A 2060-nucleotide genomic window follows, 5' to 3' on the forward strand; every position below is an offset into this window, starting at 1 on the left:
GGAGATGCTGCTGTCCGACCAGTTGGCGGTGGACGAGGAAATCATGGTGGGGGCAAGTATTGGGATTGCCCAGCTTGCTCCGGTGGGGCTCGTACTGATGCACCGCAGGTTCACGTCGCTGATGGAATCCYGGGTGGCGTGGGCGGTCGGTATCCGGCTGCGRCGACAGAGGATCATGGCAGGYGAGTTGCCCCGGATCGTAATGGCGGGATCGAGRCCGAAYCCGGATGTGACACCGGACGGAGTGACGTTCAGTTTGCATCGGGTGCGCCTGCGCGACCACGAAGTGGTGTTGCCGATCGACGTCTGGGAGATCCATTTCCCTGCTCTGATTTGAAGGTCGACGCTGCGTCATAGTCAAGAATGACGCTCCGGTGAGCCTTCACCCAGATCCMCCGACGCGGAATCGGCCGCTGTCGGGTACCCAGGCGCGGTATTGGCCGCGCAAACACCAGGAAAGGTAGGGCGGAAAAATGGTGACGGTTGACCTCCAGTCGCACGAGGGTCCGGCGGAAAAGGATCCGGTGCTGCTGGTGTGCCTCGGTGAGGCGTCGATGGTGACACTCGGCCAGGGCAAGGGCAGCGCGGAGGACAAGCGGAAGGCGTATAACAGCTAGTCCGCGTCCTGCTGGTGCCTGGTTCCGCATGGGGCCAGGCACCAGTACGTTCAGGAAAGGACGAAAGGGATGGGAGACATGCGCTGGTTCGGGGGCTTCAGTAGCGCCGCAACGCCACCGCGGACCCCTGCCAACAGTGCGGAGGTGTGGCCGACCATTCCCGGATGCTGGACGGTCGGCCGATGGGACGGGCACGAGGTCCGCACGACGCACAGCGACCACCGAATGGTTGCGGTGATCGGCCCCTGCGCCATCACTCGGAATTCTTTGACGCGACTCGGAACGCACGGGGTTCCGGACGACGTGGCCTGGCAGTGGGCGGGTAGTTACACCACTGTGGAAGTCACCGACAGCCTTACCCGCATCTGGACCGACCTCGGTGGAGCATGGCCCATCTACACAGCCTCGCTGGACGGCGGGGTGTACTGGTCTTCCAGCTCACGCGCGTTGGCTGCGCTGACCGGTGCCGGGCCGGATCTGGATCGGTTGGCGATGTGGCTTTTGGCTCCGTCGGTGCCTGTCCTGTTTGCGGGGCGGTCCGCGTTCAAGGGCGTAGGGCTTGTACCCGCCGGACATCGCCTGACCCTGATCCGCTCGGGGGCGGTGCGGGCGGAACGGATGTGGTCGCCTCGACCATGCGCAGATTCACCCGGCAGGCGACTGCGGGCGGAACTGGCAGCGGCGGTGGCCGTGCGGGCAGTCAACGCGACAGCGCTGACAGCGGATATGTCAGGCGGGTTCGACTCGACATCTCTTGCTTTGCTAGCCCATGCGTCGTCCGGCACTTCGCGGCCGGTGACCGGGGTGACGGTGCATCCAGTCGGCCGTGCCACGGGTGGGGACGTGGACTATGCGCGGCTCGCGGCCAGACATTCCGGAATCGTTCATCGCCTCATGCCGCTGGGCGCGGAGCACGCGCCGTATTCTGCGTTGGATGTTGTCCCGGTAACAGACGAACCGGCGCCGTCCACGATCGCGCATGCCCGATTTTCCGGTCAACTCGCCTGGATGCGGAGAACCTTCGACACTGATTGCCATTTGACTGGYGATGGCGGGGATAGCCTGCTGTGTTCTCCACCAATCATTCTGGCAGATTTGTTCGCGATCGGGCATAGCCGGCGGGCAGTGGTCGAAACGATCCGATGGGCGCGGTTGCGTAGGCTTCCCGTGTGGYCGCTGCTGYGGTCGGCTCACCGTGTCTCGCGAGAACGTCGCGCGGCAGCGCTGGCGGCGCTGGCCACGGAGTTGGGTGGAGGTTCCTCACGAAGTACCGCCGATGGCGATATCGGCTGGTGCGGGATCGAACCTCTTCCCTCATGGGCGACRTTGCAGGCACGGGAACGGGCACGGACTGTCGCCTCGGCGGTAGCTGAACGCACGGATGATCCCACCCCCGGTTCGTTTGCCACGGTCATGACCGGTGAAGGAATGGCGGAGGTGGGG

Annotated in this window: 3 protein-coding genes; all 3 read left to right on the forward strand. The window is 64.7% G+C overall.

Annotation, left to right across the window (positions count from 1 at the left end; translation table 11 throughout):
• The coding region (locus tag Manayef4_RS02600; RefSeq protein WP_070130510.1) for a hypothetical protein at nucleotides 1–337 on the forward strand (337 nt) is incomplete at its 5' end.
• 136 nt (nucleotides 338–473) lie between these two features.
• A complete protein-coding gene (locus Manayef4_RS23790) occupies nucleotides 474–617 on the forward strand; it encodes an albusnodin family lasso peptide (RefSeq protein WP_023841791.1) in 144 nt (47 codons plus the stop codon).
• A gap of 78 nt (nucleotides 618–695) precedes the next feature.
• A partial coding sequence (locus tag Manayef4_RS26515) for an albusnodin/ikarugamycin family macrolactam cyclase (RefSeq protein WP_139139976.1) occupies nucleotides 696–2060 on the forward strand: 1365 nt, incomplete at its 3' end.

Origin of the sequence: Frankia sp. CgMI4 (assembly GCF_001756285.1) — a bacterium.
GTDB classification, from domain to species: domain Bacteria; phylum Actinomycetota; class Actinomycetes; order Frankiales; family Frankiaceae; genus Frankia; species Frankia casuarinae.